Origin of the sequence: Ralstonia edaphi (genome assembly GCF_958350185.1) — a bacterium.
In the GTDB taxonomy this organism is placed as follows: domain Bacteria; phylum Pseudomonadota; class Gammaproteobacteria; order Burkholderiales; family Burkholderiaceae; genus Ralstonia; species Ralstonia edaphi.
In genome coordinates, this window is the sequence record NZ_CATWHI010000001.1 from 113646 (window position 1) to 132777 (window position 19132).

Here is a 19132-nt window from a genome sequence, read left to right on the forward strand (position 1 = left end):
TTTTCGGCTGGGCGATTCTCATGGCGGTGGCGCGCACCGCTACAATCGCGGCCTGGCATTTGTAGATGGCGTTTGAAATGGTGCTTGGCTGGTTTGGCATTTCCACCGTGTGGCTGCTGCCGCTGGTGTGGCGGTATGTAACGCGCGCGCTGGCGGGGGAGCGGGATTTCCTCAAAGGCCGGGGCACCGTGCGGCTCTGGCTGGTGACGCTCGTCGCGTTGAGCGCCAGCGCCGCGCTTGAAGCCCTGACTTCTGGCGCCGACCCGCAGGACAAGGCCGGCGGTGCTGCCGGGCGCGCATTGTCGTCGCTGTTCTCTCACATGCTGGGCTGGACGGGCGCGTTCCTCCTGATGCTCGGCGTGCTCGTCTGGGTCGCCCCCATGGTGTTCGGACGATCGTGGGGCCAGGTGTTCAACCGCCGTCGCGCCGCTGATGCCGAGGCGTCTTCCGAGCCGGTCACCCGCCACGACGAACCCGTTGACGATGGCTTGAAGCCGACCGCGCTCGGACTCGGCGGGGCAGGGGAGACGCGTTGGACCGCTAATGCCGGCCCCGCGCAGCCGGCGGTGCGTCACCGTGGCATCGAGGCGGTTTCTGCCCGACGCCAGCCCGCATGGCAGCCGCCCCCGCGCACGCGCCCCTCGCCGCCGCAGCCCGGCGAGATCTGGCCGCTGATCGATGCAAAGAAGGGTGCGCCGGCAGAGACGCCAGCAAGCGCCAAGGCGCGGCCCGCAGCTCCACCCACTCCGCCGCAGACGCCCGCGGCACGCCCAAAACCGCGTGCCACCATCGTCAGCAGCCCGTTCCATCAACCGCAACTTGGTCTGCAGACGCAGGCGCCAGCGCCAGCTCCGGCGGTCACGGCGCCGCAGACCATGTCCGCTGCTGAGCCGGTTGTGCTCGCCGAGCCGACGGTGCCGGAGTTGGTGGAGGCGAAAGCCGACGTCGCAGAAACGCCAACCGTCGATCTGGATGCCGTACGCCAAGAAGCCGAGGCACTCCTGGCCGAACTGCGCGGCCTGATGGCGCCCGCCGTAACGTCGACGCCCGCGCAGGAGCTTGCCGAGCCGATCGTGGAAGCTGAAGCCGCCCCGATTGTTGAAGTACTGCCCGGGGTGGGAGCGCTGCCCGCTACGCCGTCTGTCGCGCAGACCGCGCAGACCGCGCAGACCGCGCAGCCGGAAGTCGCGCCTGCCGTGCCTACGCCCAAGCCGCGCATCGTCTTGCCGGCCGTGGTGGGGGAGGTGGTGTCGCGCGCGGCGCCGGTCATCGCCTCGGCGCCTGCGCCCGCACCCGCGCCAGCTGCTGCACCTGCGGCGCCACGCATCGTCGACTACCGCCTGCCGGGCGCCGGATTGCTGACCGCCGCATCCCCCAGCGCGGAATCCGTCTCCGCCGAGCACCTGGAAGAGACCAGCAACCTGATCGCCCAGCGTCTGGCCGAGTTCAAGGTGCCAGTCACGGTCGTTGGCGCGTCGGCCGGGCCAGTCATCACGCGGTTCGAGGTTGACCCGGCGATTGGCGTGCGCGGCGCGCAGGTCGTCGGGCTGATGAAAGACCTGGCGCGGGCGCTGGGCGTGACGTCCATCCGCGTTGTCGAAACCATCCCCGGCAAGACGTGCATGGGCCTGGAGCTGCCCAACGCCCGCCGCGAAATGATCCGCCTGTCGGAAGTCGTGAACGCAGCGGATTTCCAGTCGCATGCGTCGCACCTCGTGCTGGCCATGGGCAAGGACATCACCGGCAACCCGGTGGTGACGGATCTCGCACGCGCCCCGCACCTGCTGGTGGCCGGCACGACGGGCTCCGGCAAGTCGGTCGCCGTCAACGCGATGATCCTGTCGATGCTGTACAAGGCCACGCCAGATGACGTGCGCATGATCATGATCGACCCGAAGATGCTGGAACTCTCGGTGTACGAGGGCATTCCGCATCTGCTCGCGCCGGTCGTCACCGACATGAAGCAGGCCGCGCACGCGCTGAACTGGTGCGTGGGCGAAATGGAAAAGCGCTACCGCCTGATGTCGGCGCTGGGTGTGCGCAACCTGGCCGGCTACAACCAGAAGATCCGCGCGGCAGAACAGGCCGGCCGCAAGGTGCCGAATCCGTTCTCGCTGACGCCCGATGCGCCCGAGCCCCTCTCGACGCTGCCGATGATCGTGGTCGTCATCGACGAACTGGCCGATCTGATGATGGTGGCCGGCAAGAAGATCGAAGAGCTGATCGCGCGCCTCGCGCAGAAGGCCCGTGCCGCCGGCATCCATTTGATTCTGGCGACGCAGCGGCCGTCGGTGGACGTCATCACCGGCCTGATCAAGGCGAACATTCCCACGCGCGTGGCGTTCCAGGTGTCATCGAAGATCGATTCGCGCACGATTCTCGATCAGATGGGCGCCGAATCGCTGCTCGGCCAGGGCGACATGCTGTTCCTGCCGCCGGGCACTGGGTATCCGCAGCGCGTGCACGGCGCGTTTGTCGCCGATGAAGAAGTGCACCGCGTGGTCGAACACTGGAAGCAGTTTGGCGAGCCCGAATACGACGAAGCCATCCTCGCCGGTGATCCGGGTGAAGCTGCCGCGAGCGGTGATTTGTTCGGTGGCGAAAGCGGAGATGCGGAAGCCGATCCGCTCTACGACGAAGCGGCGGCGTTTGTGCTCAACACGCGTCGCGCGTCGATTTCTTCTGTGCAGCGGCAACTGCGCATCGGCTACAACCGTGCCGCGCGGCTCATCGAACAGATGGAAGCGGCCGGGCTGGTGTCGCCGATGGGGCGGAATGGGCAGCGTGAGGTGTTGGCGCCGGGTGGCGGGGAGTGACAGGCGCTTGTCTGCCACGCGTGACGGGTACGACGCGACCAATGTACTGCGTCCTTCCGTGGGCCTGAAAGCAATATGCGACTGAGGCTCTTTCAGAACCGCAGTCGCACATCAACCGCCGGAGCAGCTCAACTCTCCGCCGTGGCATTCAACGATTGAAGCCACTGCCCAAGCTGCTCCTCACCTTGCTCATCCAACCGTCCCGACAGCTCGCCATACCATTGAGCAATGGCTTCGATGGGCAGATTCGCCTTGAGAATCGGCAAGCTGTTTTCCAGGAAGCTCGGGAAAAACGGGATGCCGCGCATGTACAGGAAATGCGAATCCGTGATGCGCACGTGCGCGTAGACATCGCGCAGCCACTCCAGATACGGCAATGCCTCGGCCATGTGCCCGCTCTGCGTGAGTGACGAAATGAATTGCGTGCGGGCGGTGACGCTGGACATCTCGTGCGTCTGCTCGTTGATCTCGTCGAACTTCATCAACCACGCTTCGCCGCGCTTCAGTTCGCCGCACATGACGGACGTCGTCGCCAGCTGCAGCGCGTTGTGCGCGCTGGGCTCCTGTTCGAACAACGCAAGCCAGTAAGGAAACGCCTCGGGATAACGACGCATGTCCGAATAGGCGAGCGCGCATAGGCGGTTGGCGTCGGCGTGGCGATTCGCGTGGGGTGCTGCCGCGGTGATGGCCGCTTCGTACTGGCCTTGTTGGTAGGCCTCCAAGGCAGGGGCGAGTTCGGGGGCGATGTCGGGCGAGGTGTCGTCGTCTTTCGGCGGTGGGGGCGGGTTGGCGACTTGGTCTTTGGTGTTTCGGCCGAATAGTTTTTTCAGTATGCCCATGGTGTCTTCTCGTTGTTCGTCAGTTTGACCGCGCACTTTGATGCGACATGAGAAGCGACCTGCGCTCCGGCGTAGACGGGCAGGGCCAAGTAGAGAAGCCAGAACATCGATGACCTGCTCAATTAACCGACGACGAATCAACAGTGCGGTTCGACTCTATTCGTGTTCACAAAGGGGCTGCCGAGTAAATCGCCACTGATTCGTCGGAACTGTTTCCTCGGCTTGCAAGACGACGCTGGCTTGCAAATCATGCTCACCCGGCTCACGGCTTGTGTGCCGGAGGCGGTCGGCCACCCTTGGCGAGATGAGTCATCATGGAGCGAGCCGATGTGTTCTCCGCCACTTCGGAAAAACGTAAGTACTTCCGACTCGCTGTATCCAGGCTTTCAGATTACGGGGTAGAGAATCGCCTTCATTGTTTGCGTATAGGGCACGCCTTCTTCAATTGTTCGACCGCTGCGGCGGCTCCATTCAAACCGAAGGCGATCTTCTGCCCGTCTACCTCGGCTATCAGTTGGCCTGAAGCTTGGAACAGTGCATAGAAATGCGCCAAGTTCTTAACTTCGCCAGTTGCATACCAATCCATGTCTGACACCTCGCGGTGTGCATGCACCGTCAAGTGGCTACGGCTAGACGAGAACTTGACTTTGACGGGCTGCCCTTCCTTCTGCTGTTCTGCGTAGGTAGCAACAGTTGCTTTGAGGCGCCCGGATTCGCAGCTGACATATAGGGGCAGTCCGTCAGTTTCAGCGCCACCATAAGTGAGTGTCCCTTCTACGTAGTGCCATTCGGATAAGGCCTCGTCAGTTGCCGCAGTGGCGTTGTTGGTGAGAAGGAGCGCGGTGCAGACCAAGGTGGCCGCTGCCGTCAGTAAGGGCTTCAAATCAACTCCAATTTATGAGAATTGCCTGGTTCATCTATATAGAGCGGAGCAGTCCCGTTGCCACAGTGGATCCGTGCTGCAAGAACCAAAGCGACTATCTGTCTTCGCTTGATCAAGGTTGCTCGCGCCCCACACTGACGTGAACGTGGTGGATGTGAATTGAATCAGTCTTGATGAACGTCGTATTGCCTTGCATGCCAACGTTGGCATAGGTGAGTTCCCAAGGGCCGCCTAACCAACCTAATGCACCCGTTTGTCGCTGTTCGGCGAGATATCGATGAAATCTCCGTGAGAAGTCGCGTCGCAGTACTTTAGTCGGGGTATTGGTTTCCGCATCAGACGCAGTTGGTTTTGCGTCAGTTCCCTCTATCCGATGCAAGTGAATCTCGACAGTGACATCATTACCATCGCTCCCGGTAGCAACAGTTCGTAGGTGGGTGATGTCAAGTGCCAATGAGTAGCGATGCCGCGTTGAGCCAGTATGCGGTCTCCAAGCTCCAGTGCTACGGGCGTAAGTTATGTTTAGGGCCTGCATTGCCGAAAGCCACCAATCGAGTACCGACGGGTGCGTCTTTCTAAGGCACTCGTCGGCCGTCATCAGATTTGCGTCAGCGAATCCTTGCGTTTGCCGCCCCCCTTGGGTCGACATTGCCTCGAATCGGACAATTCTGTTGGTCAACTGTAGTTCGCGCGTGGCTGTTTGTCCGTCCGGGACCAGATGTTCTCCATATATTTGCTCTAGCGCGGCTCGGTTGACGCTGCCGGTAATAGAAGGGTGCGATGTTCCATAGCAGGTACTGATATCGCTCCAGAGTTGATTTTTTATGCGGTACTCACCGAGGTTCAAGGCATGCGCTGCCGAAGCGTGCGTGTTGTTTAGCGGCCCCAGACTATTGGCAGCCGCTGGATAAAGATTGGCAGGACGACCGAGCGTGTTGGGGTGCACTTGCGCCACATTGAAAGTCTGCGGTGCTCCGGACTCTGTCACCACCAATTCCATCCAAGGTTGTACTTCCCGTTGGCTCGCTTGACCGCTAGGGAGTTGGTGATACGGGATGGGAAATGTATTGCCGGCCGGTATCGTTACGTTTGGCTCCTTAACGTACAGTCGATAGCGTCCCGCACCGGGGATGGCAAATTTTGCTTCCCCGCTGGAGATATGTGTGATGCTGTTGCTGAGAACAATCCAATTCGCGTTGTTTTGCGCGTCCTGCTGTGTCAGTGTGTACGGAAGATTGGCGGCGGGCCTAGTCCCCGTTCCTTCCTGCATCTGTACGGTTACGCGCAGCCAATACCTCTGCACCAACTGCACCGTCGTTTGCAGAATATTGTTTCCGTTTGTCGCGTTCTGGACCTGCTGAGCAGGAATTTGCTGTTGCGCAGTAGCCATGTGGCGAAATCCTTAAGCCGCACCGTGCATTGCCAGCGGCATGGGGCTGGCAGTGCTATTTGCAGAAACGATCACACGCTTGCGTTGACCGTCCTCGAGATTGAAGGCGCCGATATTTTTCCAGGAGCCGTCGCCCTTCTGGATTTCAATAGAGACGCGTTGCGGTGGGCTTGCTGAAACGACCCAATCACCATGGTTATGCGTTGGTGCAGCATCGGGCGGTCGGATGCGCAGTGTGGGCAACAAGCCGTGCTCGTCGGTTGTACCGGAGAATGACTTGCTGCCTGCGGTGATACGTACGGCCAAGCCTGCGATAGCTTGGCCAAAGCCGTGTTCGAAATAGAGCTCGGCACTGCCGCCGATATGGTCATGATCGTGATGATCGTCGGTTGTCATCGTAGGTGTCTTGCGTGGGCGTTAGGTGGCTAGCAACCACAACCGCTTTCTTCGATAGTCTCTTCAGTGATCGTCCAACCGCCTCGACCAATGTAAACGGTGGCATTGGCCTTGTCGCTTGTGACGACGGGGCTCTTACCGGAGCGGTCTGTAATGCCTTCGGCCAGTACGGTGCCGTCTGCTCCAACGATCTTGTACGGGATGTCAGGCATGGCCTTCTCTCCGTGATCAACGAGCTGCAATTGACCTTTGAAGGGCCCTAGTTGTTGAGCAGGCAATGCCACCATTTGCGCCGCCTGCCCCCCAGGCCCCTCAAACGGATGCCCAGCCCCCTTCACCGACAGCAACCCCGACGTCTCAAACGTCACTGCATTCCCTTCCAGCCGGATCAACGAGTCCCCGCCATGCAGCACGATGTTCTGCTGCGCGAGGATCTCTACCGAATCGGCCGACGAGGTAACGGTAACGGCCTTGTCTGCCAGCACCGCCAACGCATCGGTATGCGCCTGGATGGACACCGGCCCGCCTTCGGCAATCGCGCGGATGCCGTTGCGTTGGGCAAACAGGCTCACGCCCTTTGCAGCGGCAGCGGCGATGACATTGCCAGCGGCGAGGTGCCAGTCGGCCTGCGCGGTGCCGTGCAAGTGCCGCCCGGCGTAGACGGTGGTGGTGGCCTGCGAGGCGAGCGCGATGCTGGAGGGCGATTCGGTCACCAGCAGCGGCTGGCCGAATTTATCGACGGGCTGCTGTGAATCCTGGCCATTGACGTTGCTGGGGTACTTGCCGTCCTGCGCAGGGTCGAGCGCCTTGTCGATCGGCTCGAAGGCTTCGTTGGCCGCCAAGGGCAGCGCTTGCTGGCTGGAGGCTGCGTCAGATAAGCGCTGTGCAGTCTTCTGCGCGGCGGTGAGTTGCCCGCGCGCTTCATGGGCGTCGAGCAGCGTGCCGACGGCTTGAGCACGCGCGGTAGTCGAGAGCAGCAGGCCACCGCCGGCGCGGACCACCGCCCAGGCATCGGTGCGCAGTTCGGCGCCGGTGCCGCGCCACGTGCCGCGGTCTCCGCCCGTGGCGCCGTGCGAGGTGACATAGCCGAGATTGAGCTGGCTGTTGGCGGTCGAGCTGGCCAGGCGCGTGCGCAACTGGCCGGGGTGATCGTCAACGACCCACTGGTTGTAGCCGTCGCCGCCAAGTCCCTGCGAGTGCCAGCCGGACAGGGCTTGCCCAAGCGGCGCATCGGCAGGGGCCCAGGGCAGGGCGTCTTGCGTGTTGTGCAACTGCATGGCGATCATCGGCCGGTCGATGTCGCCGTCGATAAACGTCAGCAGCACTTGCGTGCCGGCGCGCGGCAGATGATTGCCGCCCCAGTTCGGGCCCGCGCTGGCGCTGGCCACGCGCACCCAGGCGGTGACCTGCGTGCGATCGCTGCCGGACGGGTCCGAAAAAGCATTGACCTCCGGCGCGCGCAGCCACGGGAAGCGCACGCGCACACGATGGTCGCGGTCGGTGGTGAGCGGCGCCCCATCGTCGGCAATGACGACGGCGGCCTGGCCTTCAGGCGCAGTCGGGCGGCGTCGATAGGGCGGCACGATGGGCGCCTCGGCCGGTACGGCGACGAAACGATTGCGGTAGCTGCCCGATTCGATCTCCGTGGTGGAGAGCAACTTTGCGATGTCGGCGCCGAGGTTGTTGGCGGCTTCGTGTTCCACCTGCAGCGTGACGAACTCGCTGTGCTTGCTGTCGAAATGCTGCGTGAGCGTGAAGCGCTGGCCGGCGCCCAATTGGCGCACGCTGCCTTGGCCCTCGTAGCGCAGGTAGGCGCCCTCGTGTGCCTGCATGCGAAGTTGCGCGGCGCGGCTGGCTTCTTGCGCATTCGAATATTGATACGAGCCCGAGGCTTCAAAGCGTTCCAGCGTGGGCAGTTCGCCGCCAGGGTCGCCGGCGCTGGCCTGGGCGCTGGTCGCAGCCAGTGCCTTGTAGTCCCACGAGGCGAGCGTCACGGCGTTGGTGCCGACGCTGTGCGCGTGCGAGAAACGCTCGATCGCGTCATCGCTTTCGGTGGCGTCAACGCGGTGGAAGCGGATCTGCGGCTGTGGGCAGGCTGGCCGTTGCGCATCGTTGTCGAAGATGACGACGGTGTGACGCGACTGCGTGCTGCCTTGCTGTTGCTTGTCGTCGCTTTGCTCGTGCTCGATGCGGAACGACAGGCCTTCCTCGGCCAGCAGCCGCATCACGAACGCATAGTCGGTTTCGCGGTATTGGCAGCAGATCGATCGTTTGGCGCACGGCTGCGTTGTCGCAATCTTGTAATGTGCGGTGGGGTATTCGCTGAAGACGTCTTCGATGATCTCGAGCGCCGTCTTGTCCTGGTAGACGAAGCAGTCGCTGCGCGTGCGCAGTCGGTCAAGCCAAGGCACGACGCGCAGGCGGTAGCGTGCGAGGCCGCCGTCGCCGCCAAGCGATGCACAATCGGCCACGTAACCATGCCACGCGCGTCGCTTGCCGTCGGCTTGCACCAGGCGCAGCGTGACTTCCTGCGAGGCCAGCTTGGCCGTGTCCAGATGCGCCGACGGGCTCAGGCAATCGATATGCAGGACAAACGAGGCCGACACCGCCTCGGTGGCGGTAAAGCGCTCCACGACGAGGTTGTCGGAAGCAAGCGCCGTCTCCAGCGTGATCTGGCGGGTCTGCTGCCCGAGCAGCGCGCCCAGGACGGCTTGTGGCACGGCGGCCGGAAGGTTGGACAAAGGCTTCATCGGAACAGCGTCGCGCTGGGGTTCGTGTTGCGGTTCAGCAGAGGGATGGGCGCGCGGCCCATCGTGGCCATCACGGCAGCGAAATCGTCAGGTGCGAAAAGCGCGGCCCGAGCTTGATGACCTGCGAATAGCCTTCCAGCGTTTCGTTGGTCTTGGCGTTCAGCGTGTGCGACAGCCCAAGGAAGCCCAGCAGCCCGATCAACGCAAACACGGCACCGAAAATCCACAGCGGCGTTTCGCGCTTGAGCATGTGCGCGACCTTGTCGGGCAGCGGCCAGTGCGGGGCAAACGCGGCGCGCTTGCCCTTGATGGCGGAAATTTCGTCGCCCAGGCGTGCGGTCAGGTAAGCCAGCTTTTCAGGCCCTTCGAGGATGTACTTGCCGCGAAAGCCCAGCAGCAAGCACATGTGGAAGACCTCCAGCGCCTGCAGGCGCGGCGCACCGTGCGCACGCAGTTCTTCGAGCTTGACGAAGAAGGTCTCGCCGGCGAGCTGTTCGCCAAACAGCACGAGTTGCAGCGGGCGGCGCTCCCAGGCCGGGCGGATCGCAAAGTTGGACGACAGGATGGTTTCGTCCACTGCGGCGCAGAACGCGTACTTGGCGTCGAACACGTCTTCGGCCGACACGTTCAGGCGCTTGGCGCCACGGTCGAAATCGTCGAGGAAGGCGCGCACGCGCGAGAGGAAATCTTCTGCGCTGGTCGGCTGCTGGGCATTGCGCAACTGGAACAGCATGAAGAACCCGTCGTACAGCAAGTCGAGCAGCGTGCGGGCGTGCGTGTTGGATTCACGTGCATCCGCCGCAGCGGTTGCCGGTGCTGAACCGCCAAACAGCGAAGGGGTGGAGGTAGCGCTCATGAAGTCACCGCGATCAGTTCAAGTTTGAGTTCCCGGATGCCGGCCGGGGCATAGATGGTGAGGGTCTGGGCCTGCAGCATGCGTTCGTACAGCATGCCGCGCGCTTCCACGGCGAAGTAGCACGCGCCCGGACGCACCGGAATGGCGGGCGGCACCTGCGGCGTATAGGTGAGCGGCACGCCCGGCATGGACGACAGCACGAGCTTTTCGACGTCGTCGGGGGCGCCGACCTTGAAGCGCGCCGGAATGGCTTCCACCAGCTCGGCGGCCGGCATGTCTGCCGACACCGACAAGTAGAAGCTGGTCTGGTCGTCGATCTTGCCGGAGTCGATGCGGCCCAGGTGGAACGACGGGCGCGTCTCTTCCAGCGCAATCGCAAAGTAGCGCGTGGAGATGACGGTATCGAGCAGCTCGCGCACGATCGTGTCGAGCTTGGCAAACACCGGGCCCGGATTGTCGTGATCGTAGGCGGGCAGGTCGGCCAGCGTGTAGCTCTTGGTGAACGTCATGAGCGCGCCGGCCAGGCGCAGCATTTCCTGGAACAGGCGCTCAGGGTGCAGGTCTGGGTGGTGATACAGATGCGACAGCGCCGCAAACGCCGCATTGGCCGTATGCAGCAACCAGAACGACGCAATGTCGCCGGAGCGGAATTCGATGATGTTCTTGGTCGGCTCGCGGTGGAAACCGTACAGCGCGTTCACCTTGGCCTGCAGGGCGTCCAGCAGCCTGCGCAGGCGCTGATACAGCACGGCCGAGGCGTTGATCGCCATGCTGGGTGCGACAAAGTTTTCGTCCAGTTCAAAACCGCCGGTGCCGGTGCGCCGCACGCGCACCACGGGCAGCGAGATGAACTGGTCGCGCGGTTCTGTCTCGGCAATCAGCTTGACCGACTTCTTCAGATACGTGATGGCGGCGGGCTCCGCCTCTGTATACAGGTCGGCCGTTTCCTCTTCGGCACCGACAAAGCGCGACACCGATGCGCCTTCGATCTGCTCGCGGTAGTTGCCGCCGTTGTCTTGCAGCGGATACAGAGCGATGTGGAAGGTCAGTTCCGACACGCCGGCGGGAATGGCGTCGAGCACCAGCGGCGGCGGCAGTGCATCGGCCTGCGGCGCGAAGTACAGCTCGCCGTCAGGAAAGAACAGCGACAGCTCGATCACGCGCAGCACGCCGCTGGCCAGCGCATCGGTATCGAAGCGCGCGTGGCGGATGCCCCATGCATACGGCTGGATGACCTGCGCAGTCGCATGCAGGCGCGACTCGTGATACGCGTCCTGACGCTGGAAGTGCTGCGGGCGCAGGAACAGCCCTTCGCCCCAGAGAATCTTTGCGGAGTAACTCACGTTGGCCCTTGTTGTTCAGCTACCGCAAACCGCGGGGGAGAGCAGGTTGAGATCGGTCAGCGGCGTGGCGCCAGCCGGCGTGGTCAGCGTGCCGGACGTCACCGTCATGGCGCAGGCGTGCAGCCCGATCACGATGCCCGACTTCTCGTTCTTCTCGGTGTTGAAGGCAAACTTCCAGCGCTGCGAGGCGGGGCTGCGGAACAGCGCCACGACGCCCAGTGTGGTCGCTTCGCGCGAGACCTTCTCGGTGAAGTCGTAGCGCTGGCCGGGGATCAGCGTCATCTCACGCACGTTGACGAGATCCGCGCCGAGGGTCTGCTTCTCACGCGCCGGGTCGATGAAGGTGTCATACGGCGCCTGCAGGAAGCTGGTCGGATCCTTCAACGCATACAGACGCACCACCACCGCAACAGGACGGCGGTCGTTGGCGGCGTTCAGGTTGTTGCCGGCCGTCATCTTGAGCGGCACTTCGCGCGGCGGCTTCTGCGCGTCAGGCACGTTCGACGATTTGAGCCCCATCGCTTCGAGCGCGCCGTTGGCCGCACCGGCCAGCACGCTCGCACCGGTGGAGCAAGCCGCCAGGGCGGCCACGCTGGCGCTTACCAGGATCAGCTTGAACGCCGCTGCGAGACGGTGCTTCAGAGGCTGCTTCAAACGGCTGCCGCAGCCCGGCTGCCTCGCCGCTTGCCCCCAAGCAGCATCGAATTTCATCATCTTCATGCCTGATTTCTGAATTACTTAATTCTCTTTGTTTGACCGGCGCGGCGCCTGTGCAGCTAAAGGAAACCGGTGATTTGTTTCGATTTCTTAATAAAGCAAGGCGGAAGAATGTTTCGGTTTCTTAATAATCGAAGATCGTTGCTGGATGCGGCTCTAAGGTACTGAATACAAAGGATGTTTCGGTTCCTTAATAATCCGTTTTTGGTTGTCAACGGCAACGAGCGGAGTGTACTATTTCGCGCCAGTCGAGACCAACATTTAACTCGCCAATTCCGGCGAATTTGATTGGGTATCGACACACCGCTTTGAAACTTTGAAGAGTCTCGCCGTGGCCAAATCCTCGTCTACTTCCGTTCTCCGTTCCTTCATCGTGCTGGCTGCTGCCACCGCGCTCTTTGCGGGTTGTGCGACCAACAACCCCGGACCCCAAACCGACGAGGCCTTCGGCAAGAGCATGTCGGAGGCGGAAGCTGCGGCCAAGGGCGGCCAGCAGGACAAGGCGATTGATCTGTACCAGCAGATCGCCAAGCAGAACCCGACCCGTGACGAGCCGTGGGTGCGCATCGCGCAGATCCAGTTCGGCGCAGAGAAATACCCGCAGGCCATCCTGGCTGCAGAAGAAGCCCTGCAGCGTGACAACGCCGATCGCCAGGCCAAGAGCATCTTGGCGGTGAGCGGCCTGCGTGTCGCGCGCCGCTCGCTGCAGGAACTGCGTGCCGACAGCGCGCTGGCCGGCGACGTGAAGACCGACGCGCAGGTGCTTGCCAAGATGCTGCGTGACACGCTGGGCGAACAGGTTCTGTTCCCGGGCGAACAACCGGTCGCCAAGCAGCCGGTGCGCCGCCCCGCACGCGTTGTCCGCCGCGCAGCTCCGGCTGCGGAGCACGGCACCACGGCTGCGCCGGCAGCTGCCACCGGTGCTGCCAGCGGCAGCGCAGACCCGTTCGGCGCACTGCGTTAAGCACAGCGCTGGTTCGCATTCCTGGAGGAAGGTGATGGCCAAGAAAGAAAGCGTACAGAAGCGTCTGCAGAAGGTGCGTCCGCCGCGCGTGCAACTGACGTATGACGTCGAAATCGGCGACGCAATCGAGACGAAGGAACTGCCATTCGTGGTGGGCGTGGTGGCCGACCTGTCGGGCCAATCCGAAGTGCAGCAGCCCAAGCTGCGCGACCGCAAGTTCGTCAACATCGACCGCGACAACTTCGACGAGGTGATGAAGGGCGTGGAGCCGCGCGCGGCGTTCCAGGTGCCGAACACGCTGACGGAAGACGGTGGCCGCTTTGGCGTCGACCTGAAGTTCCGTTCGCTTGAGGACTTCAGCCCCGAAGCCGTTGTCGAGCAGGTCGAGCCGCTGCGCAAGCTGCTCGAGGCGCGCTCCAAGCTGGCTGACCTGCGCAACAAGATGGCCGGTAACGACAAGCTGGAAGACCTGCTGTCTGAAGTGCTGAAGAACACCGAAAACGCGAAGAAGCTGGGCGCCAAGCAAAACGGGGGCGAGGATGCTTGAGAACCAATCCGCTGCGCAAGGCGCCTCGGTTGCGGAAGAGGTGAGCCTGCTCGACAGCATCGTCGAGCAAAGCCGCGTCGCCAAGTCCGACTCCGAGCGTGAACGCGCGAAAGACATCATCGGCGAGCTGGCAAGCCAGGTGCTGAGCGGCACCGTGGTGGTGTCCGACAACCTGTCGGCCACGCTCGATGCACGTGTGGCCGAGCTGGACCGCCTGATCTCGCAGCAGCTGAGCGCGATCATGCACGCGCCGGAATTCCAGAAGCTGGAATCCACCTGGCGCGGTCTGCACTACCTCGTCAAGGAAACGAGCACCGGCCAGACGATCAAGATCAAGGCGCTTAACGCGACCAAGCGCGATCTGACGAAGGACTTCAAGACCGCCATCGAGTTTGACCAGAGCGCGCTGTTCAAGAAGGTCTACGAAGAAGAATTCGGCACCTTCGGCGGGGCCCCGTTCGGTGCGCTGATCGGCGACTACGAAATCACGCGTCAGCCCGAAGACATGTACTTCATCGAGCAGATGGCGCACGTGGCTGCGGCTTCGCACGCACCGTTCATTGCCTCGTCGTCGCCGGAACTGCTGGGCCTGGAATCGTTTGCTGACCTGGGCAAGCCGCGCGACCTGGCGAAGGTGTTCGACACGGTCGAATACGCCAAGTGGAAGTCGTTCCGGGATTCGGAAGATTCGCGCTACGTCGGTCTGACGTTGCCGCGCTTCCTGGGCCGTCTGCCGTACAACCCGAAGGACGGCACCGTGGTCGAGAGCTTCAACTTTGTTGAAGACGTCGACGGCACCGATCACAGCAAGTACCTGTGGTGCAACGCCGCCTGGGCGTTCGGCGCACGCCTGACCGCGGCGTTTGACGACTTCGGCTGGTGCGCTGCCATCCGCGGTGTGGAGGGCGGTGGCCTGGTCGAAGACCTGCCGACGCACACCTTCAAGACCGACGACGGCGAAATCGCACTCAAGTGTCCGACCGAAATCGCCATCACCGACCGCCGCGAGAAGGAACTGAGCGACCTCGGCTTCATCCCGCTCGTGCATTGCAAGAACACGGATTACGCCGCGTTCTTCGCTGCACAGTCGGCGCAGAAGGCGAAGAAGTACGACTCCGACAGCGCAAACGCCAATGCGGTGCTGTCTGCGCAGCTGCAGTACATCTTCTCGGTATCGCGCGTGGCGCATTACCTGAAGGCGATGATGCGCGACAAGATCGGCAGCTTTGCCTCGGCCAAGAACGTTGAGACGTTCCTGAACCGCTGGATTTCGCAGTACGTGCTGCTGGACGACAACGCCACGCAAGAACAGAAGGCGCAATTCCCGCTGCGCGAGGCGTCGATCCAGGTGGCGGAAGTGCCGGGCAAGCCGGGCACGTATCGCTCGGTGGCGTTCCTGCGGCCGCACTTCCAGCTCGACGAACTGTCGATCTCGCTGCGCCTCGTGGCGGATCTGCCCAAGTCGGCCAACTCGTAATTCCTGACCGGACTCTCCCCGGGGGGGAATGTTCGGGCATAACCACCCGTTACGCTCGTTACCCGTTGCAGTACCAACAACCAATCTATTGAAGAGGGTCTCTGTATGAAGGATATCTACGTCAAGTTCGACAGCCCGGCAATCAAGGGGGAGTCGCAAGACAAGGATCACAAGGACTGGATCGAAATCAACAGCTGGTCGCAGGCCATCAGCCAGCCGCGTTCGGCCACGGCTTCGACGGCCGGCGGCCACACGGCTGAGCGTTGCGAGCACCGCGACATGGTCTTCACGAAGGATCTGGACGTCGTCAGCCCGCTGCTGTACCAGCACGCTTCGGGCGGCACGACCTTCGGTGAAGTGACCATCGAATTCTTCCGCGCAGATGGCGAAGGCAACCGCGTGAAGTACCTCGAAGTCAAGCTGAAGAACGCCATCCTGAGCGAAGTCGATTCGCAAGTGGTCGCCCAGGGCATCCCGACCGACACCTTCAGCCTGCGCTACGCCGCTGTGCAGTGGAAGTACACGCAGCAGAAGAGCGCCGGCGGCCAAGGCGGCAACTCGCAAGGCGCCTGGAGCCTCACCAAGAACGACAAGACCTACTCGGTTTAACGTTTGGTGTTCTCCTGATGACAAGAGCCGCAGCCGCCGTGCTGCGGCATCTTGTTTTCTAGCAGCATATGAAAGGCTTCGAACCCAGCCTGCTCGACAAGCTCTTCGACGACGAGCCGCACGCGCCCATGCCCACGGCATTGCGCCAGCTCTCGCTGGAAGAACTCAAGAGCACCGTGGCACGCGATATTGAATCCTTGCTCAACACGCGCATCGTGTTGGAAGAAGAGGATTTGCACGGCTTGCCCGAATGCAAGCGGTCGCTGCTCACGTATGGCCTGAACGATTTTTCCGGCCTGAGCCTGGCCAGTTTCTACGACCGCAACTACATCTGCCAGTCGCTCACCAAGGCGATCGAGCGGCATGAGCCGCGACTGCAGCATGTGAATGTGTCGCTGGAGATCAATGAACGCGCGACCAATGCCTTGTGCTTTGGGATCAGCGCGGTTCTGCTGGTGGGGCCCGCACGCGAGCCCGTGAGTTTTGACGCCATGCTGCAACCGTCGACGCTGCGGTATTCCGTTTCGCGCGGACGCGGCTGAGACTGCACGGACCTGCACAACGCACCACCCGCAACACGCTGAAGCACCCGCAGGACCGCCACCGGACCGCCACGAAGAATGGAAGAGCTGCTGCCTTATTACGAACGAGAACTGGCCTTCCTGCGCCGGTACTCGCGCGACTTCGCCGAGCGGTATCCGAAGATCGCCGGCCGCTTGGCCATGTCGGGCGACGGCTGCGACGATCCGCATGTCGAGCGGATGATCGAATCGTTTGCCTTCCTGACCGCACGTGTCAGCAAGAAGCTCGACGACGACTACCCCGAATTTACCGAGGCGCTGCTGGAGGTGCTGTATCCGCACTACCTGCGGCCCTTTCCGTCGTGCTCGGTGGCGCATTTCGATGTGCGCGGCGTGGCTGCGCAACTGAGCGCGCCGGTCACGATTGCGCGCGGCACGTTCCTCACCACACGCATGGTGCGCAAGGTCGAATGCCGCTTCCGCACCGCATACGACGTCACGTTTGCGCCGGTGCGCGTGGCCGGCGCGACGTTCGAGCGCGCAGTGTCGGCGCCGGCCGCCGTGCAATTGCCCAAAGGCGCGACGGGCGCCATTGCCATCACGCTGGAATACGTCGGCGAGCGCGGCGGTTTCGAATCGCTGTCGATGGACAAGCTGCGCGTCTACATGGACGGCGAGCCGTCCTTCGTGGCGGCGCTGGGCGATGCGCTGTTCCTGCACACCGCAGCCGGATACGTGGAAGCCGAACGCGCCGGTGTCTGGAAGCGCCTGATTTCCGTGCCCTTGCACGAAGTCGGCTTTAGCGAAGACGAATCCCTGATCGATTGCCCGGCACGCTCGCATCCGGCCTATCGGCTGTTGACCGAGCACTTCAGCTTTGCCGAGAAATTCAACTTCTTCGACATCGACCTGGCCGCATTGCGGCGCGGCCTGACGCCGGGCGTGCCGGTGCGCCGTCTGACGCTGCATCTGGTGCTGAAAGACGTGCGCAGCGATTCGCACGCCGCGCGCCTGCTCGAGAACCTGCAGCCTGAGCACTTGCGCCTGCATTGCACGCCCGTGGTCAACCTGTTCCAGCAGAAGGCCGATCCGATCCGAATCGAACATACGGCCAGCGCTTATCCGGTCGTGGCTGACAGCCGGCGCGCCCACGGCTTTGACATCTACTCCATCGACAACGTGCAACTGGTGCGTGAAACCACGGCGCACGAGAAGGTGACGGAGTTCCGGCCGTTCTACTCGCTGCATCACGGCGAGGAGCCCGGCCGCGCGGGCCATTACTGGCTGGCACGCCGCAACGAACTGATCGCGCAGCGCAGCCCGGGCTTCGAAACGGAAATTTCCATCGTCGATACGCAGTTCGACCCCGCCAGCCCGCAAACCGACACGCTGAGCCTGACCGTCACCTGCACGAACCGGGACTTGCCTTCGACGCTGGCGTTTGGCCAGCCCGATGGCGATCTGTCGATGGAAGGCAGTTCCATCGCCCGCAACATCACCTTCCTGCGCAAGCCCACGCCGTCGATGCGGTTTGGCGGCGGGCGCGCCGCGCAATGGCGATTGATCTCGCTGCTGGCGCTCAACCATCTGTCGCTCGTGCAGAACGGCTTGCCGACGTTGAAAGAGATGCTCCGCCTGCACGACCTGCCGCGCAACGCGATCTCGGCGCGGCAGATCGAAGGCATCGTCGCGCTCGATTACCAACCGGCGACGCAGTGGCTGGCCGGCAAGCCGTTCGCCACCTTCGTGCGCGGCCTGGAGGTGCGGCTCACGCTGGATGAAGACGCCTTTGTGGGCACCGGCATGCACCGGTTCATCCGTGTGCTGGACCACTTCTTCGGCCTGTACGTCCACATGAACAGCTTTGTGCAGTTGATTGCGGTCTCGCGCCGCAGTGGCAAGGAATTGGTCAAATGCGCACCCCGCAGCGGCGAATCGATCCTGGTGTGATCCGGCGGCTGCTCCAGCAGCCGCACCGGTACCAGTTCTTCCAGGCCGTGCGCCTGCTGGAGCAGTTGTTCGCGCGCGAAGGCGGCACGGCGCCCGAGCAGGCGCTGGCCACGCGCCTGAGCTTTCGCAACACGCTGTCGCTGTCGTTTCCGCCCAGCGAACTGCAGCACATCGAGGCCGAGGGCATTACCGCCGAGATGCTCGAAACCGACGCCGCGTTCATTGCCGCGCTGGAAGAGGGCGCGCTCGATTCGCTGGCGATCACGCCCACGTTCTTCGGCATGCTGGGCGGGCAGGGCGCCTTGCCGTTGCGCTACACCGAAATCGTGGCCGAACGCGAAAGCCTGTGGCGCGACCGCGCTGCGCGTGCGTTCTTCGACATCTTCTCGAACCGGGCAACGGCGCTGTTCTACCTGGCGTGGAAGAAATACCGCCTGCCGTTCCAGTACGAAGTCGACAGCAACAAGCATTACCTGCCGCTGCTGCTATCGCTGGCGGGTGCGGCAGACAAGACGCTGCGCCGCGATCTCTCCACCACGCCGGGGCCGATCCTCGACGAAGCGCTGGCCGGTTATGCCACGGCCATCCGGCATCGGCCGGTGTCTGCGGCGTACCTGCAGCGCGTGCTGTCGGATTACTTCCAGGCGCCGATGCGGGTGGAGCAGTTCGTCGGCGGGTGGTATCGCGTGCCGGCGTCGCAGTACACGCGGCTGGGCAGCACGAACAACCTGCTGGGCGCCACGGCGTTGGCCGGCGCGCGGGTCTGGCAGCGCGACCTGCGCGTGCGCCTGTGGGTCGGCCCGCTCAAGCGTGCGCAATACCGCAATTTCCTGCCGGGTGCCTCCGGCGCGCTGGCGTTGCGCAAGATGCTGACCATCCTGTGCGGCACCACGCTTGAGTTCGAAATCAAGCTGATCCTGCGCCAGCAGGACGTGACCGGCAGCACGCTGGACAACAGCAACGACGGGCGCCTGGGCTGGGACACCTTCCTGTGTTCCCGCCCCGCGCAGCAGGACCGCAGCGATGCGCAATACACCCTCGCGCCGCTGCATTGATACCGACACATTCATCGAT

At 63.0% G+C, this 19132-nt stretch carries 16 protein-coding genes; 8 read left to right on the top strand and 8 right to left on the bottom strand.

Features of this window, described 5'->3' with window-relative positions:
• Positions 1-65: 65 nt before the first annotated feature.
• Positions 66-2816: an FtsK/SpoIIIE family DNA translocase gene (locus R2669_RS00615; protein ID WP_316897954.1), complete on the top strand. Its 2751-nt coding sequence runs from the start codon at positions 66-68 to the stop codon at positions 2814-2816.
• Positions 2817-2944: 128 nt separating this feature from the next.
• On the opposite strand, the gene R2669_RS00620 is transcribed toward R2669_RS00615, so the two are convergent.
• From R2669_RS00620 to tssJ, 8 genes are all read right to left on the bottom strand, one after another.
• Positions 2945-3655, bottom strand: a complete 711-nt coding sequence (locus R2669_RS00620; protein ID WP_316899027.1) for a hypothetical protein — start codon at positions 3653-3655, stop codon at positions 2945-2947.
• A gap of 412 nt (positions 3656-4067) precedes the next feature.
• On the bottom strand, positions 4068-4538 hold the full coding sequence (locus tag R2669_RS00625) for a hypothetical protein (RefSeq protein ID WP_316891104.1): 471 nt from the start codon (positions 4536-4538) through the stop codon (positions 4068-4070).
• Positions 4539-4650: 112 nt separating this feature from the next.
• Entirely contained in the window at positions 4651-5928 is a 1278-nt protein-coding gene (locus R2669_RS00630) for a hypothetical protein (protein WP_155954032.1), read from the bottom strand.
• Positions 5929-5940: 12 nt separating this feature from the next.
• Complete coding sequence (locus R2669_RS00635; protein WP_316891106.1) at positions 5941-6324, bottom strand: hypothetical protein; 384 nt, start codon at positions 6322-6324, stop codon at positions 5941-5943.
• A 29-nt stretch (positions 6325-6353) separates the two neighbouring features.
• Positions 6354-9074 carry a type VI secretion system Vgr family protein gene (locus R2669_RS00640; RefSeq protein ID WP_316897957.1) on the bottom strand — a complete coding sequence of 907 codons (2721 nt, stop codon included), beginning with the start codon at positions 9072-9074 and terminating at the stop codon, positions 6354-6356.
• Between the two features lie 70 nt (positions 9075-9144).
• Positions 9145-9930, bottom strand: coding sequence for a type IVB secretion system protein IcmH/DotU (icmH, locus tag R2669_RS00645; protein WP_027678922.1), 786 nt, complete (start codon positions 9928-9930; stop codon positions 9145-9147).
• Positions 9927-11273: a type VI secretion system baseplate subunit TssK gene (gene tssK / locus R2669_RS00650; RefSeq protein WP_316897958.1), complete on the bottom strand. Its 1347-nt coding sequence runs from the start codon at positions 11271-11273 to the stop codon at positions 9927-9929. Before tssK ends, icmH begins: the two co-directional genes overlap by 4 nt.
• A 15-nt stretch (positions 11274-11288) precedes the next feature.
• Positions 11289-11987, bottom strand: coding sequence for a type VI secretion system lipoprotein TssJ (tssJ, locus tag R2669_RS00655; RefSeq protein ID WP_147217893.1), 699 nt, complete (start codon positions 11985-11987; stop codon positions 11289-11291).
• 334 nt (positions 11988-12321) lie between these two features.
• On the opposite strand from tssJ, the gene R2669_RS00660 reads away from it, so the two are divergent.
• The 7 genes from R2669_RS00660 (at position 12322) to tssG (ending at position 19113) form a co-directional block, all read left to right on the top strand.
• A complete protein-coding gene (locus R2669_RS00660) occupies positions 12322-12954 on the top strand; it encodes an outer membrane protein assembly factor BamD (protein ID WP_092975583.1) in 633 nt (210 codons plus the stop codon).
• 34 nt (positions 12955-12988) lie between these two features.
• Positions 12989-13501, top strand: coding sequence for a type VI secretion system contractile sheath small subunit (gene tssB / locus R2669_RS00665; RefSeq protein ID WP_009241817.1), 513 nt, complete (start codon positions 12989-12991; stop codon positions 13499-13501).
• On the top strand, positions 13494-14978 hold the full coding sequence (gene tssC / locus R2669_RS00670; protein ID WP_027678926.1) for a type VI secretion system contractile sheath large subunit: 1485 nt from the start codon (positions 13494-13496) through the stop codon (positions 14976-14978). Before tssB ends, tssC begins: the two co-directional genes overlap by 8 nt.
• A 105-nt stretch (positions 14979-15083) precedes the next feature.
• A complete protein-coding gene (locus tag R2669_RS00675; protein WP_009241815.1) occupies positions 15084-15587 on the top strand; it encodes an Hcp family type VI secretion system effector in 504 nt (167 codons plus the stop codon).
• A 68-nt stretch (positions 15588-15655) separates the two neighbouring features.
• Positions 15656-16129 (top strand): type VI secretion system baseplate subunit TssE, encoded by a 474-nt coding sequence (tssE, locus tag R2669_RS00680; RefSeq protein WP_009241814.1) that lies wholly within the window; start codon positions 15656-15658, stop codon positions 16127-16129.
• 78 nt (positions 16130-16207) lie between these two features.
• On the top strand, positions 16208-18058 hold the full coding sequence (tssF, locus tag R2669_RS00685) for a type VI secretion system baseplate subunit TssF (RefSeq protein WP_316897960.1): 1851 nt from the start codon (positions 16208-16210) through the stop codon (positions 18056-18058).
• The gene (tssG, locus tag R2669_RS00690) at positions 18022-19113 is read left to right on the top strand and encodes a type VI secretion system baseplate subunit TssG (RefSeq protein WP_147217844.1); all 1092 of its coding nucleotides are present in this window, start codon (positions 18022-18024) and stop codon (positions 19111-19113) included. The genes tssF and tssG overlap by 37 nt, the downstream gene beginning before the upstream one ends.
• Positions 19114-19132 lie beyond the last annotated feature (19 nt).